The following is a 1941-nucleotide window of genomic DNA, read 5'->3' as shown; positions in this document are numbered from 1 at the left end:
TAAGATATTTGTAGAATCAAATAAGTTATACACTGTCGAAAAATTAAGATTTACCGCAACTTATTGAGCGGATACCAAAAGAAGATATGCAGCGATAGAAGCCGTAAAACTTGGTCGTGGTGGAATCATTTACATAGCCCGAGTTTTGGGAGTAGACAGAAATACAATAGCCAAGGGAATTAAGGAGTTAAAAAGTGAATCAGAACACAGCAGGAATCACAAGAGAATTCGCCGACCTGTGGGAGGAAGAAAAACTAGGGATTCTCAGATACCTAATTTAAATGAGCGTTTTTTAGAAGTCTTAAAAAACCACACAGCCGGAGATCCAATGTCCGAAAAAATTAAATGGACAAATCTTACCCATCAACAAATAGTTGAAGGCTTGAAGGCTCAAGAAACAATAGTCAGTACAACAGTAGTCAAAAAAATTTTAAAAAAGAATGGATATGTGAAACGCAAAGCCCAAAAACAACAAACAACCGGAGTCACAAAAAATCGTAATGAACAATTTGAGAATCTTGCTTTAATAACGGCTCAGTATGAGTTGCGGGGTAATCCAATTGTTAGTATGGACACAAAAAAGAAGGAATTTATTGGAAATTTATATCGAGCAGGCAGTCTATATACTACCGAAGTTGTTACGACATATGACCATGATTTTTGGAGTCTAGCTGAGGGAAAAGTAGTGCCTCATGGAATTTATGATCTGCAACATAACCGAGGATATTTAAACCTGGGAATCAGTAAATATACGAGTGAATTTGCTTGTGAATCGATCAAACTATGGTGGATTAATTACGGAAAATTTATCTATCCTCAAGCAAATTTAATCTTAATAAAATGCGATGGAGGTGGCAGTAATAATTCTAATCATCAGATCTTTAAATCAGATTTACAAAAGTTAGTTGACGAGCTGGGAATAGAAATTAGGATCGCACACTATCCTCCCTATACATCGAAGTATAATCCGATCGAACATCGTTTGTTTCCTCACGTAACTAGAGCCTGTCAAGGAGTGATTTTTACTTCTCTTGAGTTAGTGAAAAAACTCATGGCAAAAACGCATACTAAAACCGGGCTTTCTGTCGTAGTAAATGTGATTGATAAAATTTATGAAACTGGTCGAAAAGTAGCTAATGGATTTAAAGAAACAATGAAAATTATTTTTGATGAATATCTACCAAAATGGAATTATCGTGCAGTGCCGACTATTTAACCAACGCTAAAGTTATTAAATTTTCATTCCTGAGTTGCTTTTAGTTTTGGAGCATCCGGAATTACCATTACATAATAACCCGGCAGAATTAGCTGCCAGAACAATGGTGCAGCGACGAAATATCAGCTATGCGACTCAAACTTGTGAAGGAACTAAGGCGATGGATATTTTCATGTCTCTGGTTGCGACTACTAGGAAATTAGGAATTAGCTTTTTTGAATATATGCACTTTAGTATTTCTCACCGGGGAAATATTCCAGCTCTGGGGATGATTATTCGCGAACAATCTTCGCTTTGTTCTTTCGGTGTGTCCTGGGATTATTGAAGAAGTTTAAAAAAAGATAACTGCTTTGAATTATCGGAACTTGATTCCTTTATTAAGTGTCACCCCACTGTTAATTGTGACTGTTCCAAAAAGACTGTAATATCCTTGACTTCATGATTGATAATACATTATTTTAATCAAGATTTAGCAGCCAGCAAATGCGAGATTTTTGTATCTGAATTAAGATATTTGTACAATTAAATTAAAATTCTACAATTCCGAAAAATTAATGCTTACCGCAACTTATTGAGCGGATACGTTTATTCGCCCAAACAAGAAAACAATCACGGTCGCTCAGAAATCCGACATCACTTAATGTTAAGTAGACCTCTTGCAAAATAATTTTATGATATAATGGAAAGTTTTGCTTTACTGGATTGAATCCCAACTCTTAACTTAT

General features: G+C 35.3%; 2 protein-coding genes. Both read left to right on the top strand.

All coding sequences use genetic code 11. The features are described 5' to 3' along the window. Window positions 1–94 precede the first annotated feature (94 nt). Window positions 95–1216 carry an ISAzo13 family transposase gene (locus QUB52_RS28995; RefSeq protein ID WP_332975679.1) on the top strand — a complete coding sequence of 374 codons (1122 nt, stop codon included), beginning with the start codon at window positions 95–97 and terminating at the stop codon, window positions 1214–1216. Between the two features lie 103 nt (window positions 1217–1319). Further along, window positions 1320–1541 carry a hypothetical protein gene (locus tag QUB52_RS28990; RefSeq protein ID WP_332970783.1) on the top strand — a complete coding sequence of 74 codons (222 nt, stop codon included), beginning with the start codon at window positions 1320–1322 and terminating at the stop codon, window positions 1539–1541. Window positions 1542–1941: the final 400 nt, after the last annotated feature.

Source organism: Microcoleus sp. A6-C6, from assembly GCF_036705955.1.
Taxonomy (GTDB): Bacteria; Cyanobacteriota; Cyanobacteriia; order Cyanobacteriales; family Microcoleaceae; genus Microcoleus.
The sequence above is the reverse complement of the archived record's forward strand: the minus strand, read 5'-3'. Positions and strand labels throughout refer to the sequence as shown.

Bases quoted from the DNA above. Each gene is read 5' to 3' on its own strand.
- QUB52_RS28990 (WP_332970783.1), top strand. From the start codon at position 1,320: ATGGTGCAGCGACGAAATATCAGCTATGCGACTCAAACTTGTGAAGGA.